Here is an 811-nt window from a genome sequence, read left to right on the forward strand (position 1 = left end):
GAATAAGTCTGGCTGTTTAGCCAAGTTTGCAGCGATTGCTGAAGATAGTGTGCATCCGGTTCCATGAGTATTATTTGTTGCAATGCGTTTGTGCGAGAATGAATTCATTGCCTTATTGGTCTGCAGGTAGTCGGTAACGATTTCGCCATTTACATGACCTCCTTTAAGTAGAACGCTACATGCAAATAACTCAGATAATAATAAGGCCTTATTCTGAGTGCATAAATTTTCAGTGTCTTTTCCTTTAAATTGGAGCAGGTAGTTTGCTTCCATAAGGTTGGGTGTTATTAGAGTGGCCAAAGGAAACAAGTTCTCAACCAGGGCTGTTCTTGCGGCTTCTTCTAGAAGCATTACGCCTGAACTGGAAGTAAGGACTGGGTCGATTACTATAGGTGTACTTGTGTTGTTGGAAAGGCATTCTACGACCTCGTTAATAATTTCACTTGAATACAGCATTCCTATCTTTATAGCTTTAAAGTTTATGTCGCTGATGACTGTTTGTAGCTGATCCTTCACAACTTTCGCTGGTAGTGGATAGGTGGCCTTAACTCCCTTTGAGTTTTGAGCTGTGACATTGGTGATGACTGATGCTCCATAGACATTTAAGGCAGTAAATGTTTTGATATCTGCTTGTATGCCTGCACCGCCTGAAGAGTCAGAGCCGGCAATTGTTAGTACATTTGGTGTATACTTCATATAAAGAAGGTCACTTGTAGTTTTGTTCCATGTTGTGTTGCTTAGGTTGAACAACATTTAGATGTTACCAAAGTTTATTATGCCCTACCTTTTCCTTTCCTTGCTTCTTTTATTT

The 811-nt window shown here is 40.1% G+C and carries 1 protein-coding gene; it reads right to left on the reverse strand.

What is annotated here, in order from left to right; all coding sequences use genetic code 11:
* Window positions 1–696: bifunctional hydroxymethylpyrimidine kinase/phosphomethylpyrimidine kinase (thiD, locus tag A3729_RS01640; protein ID WP_197475475.1), on the reverse strand; the 696-nt coding region annotated here is incomplete at its 3' end.
* Window positions 697–811 lie beyond the last annotated feature (115 nt).

Source organism: Oleiphilus sp. HI0043, from assembly GCF_001634935.1.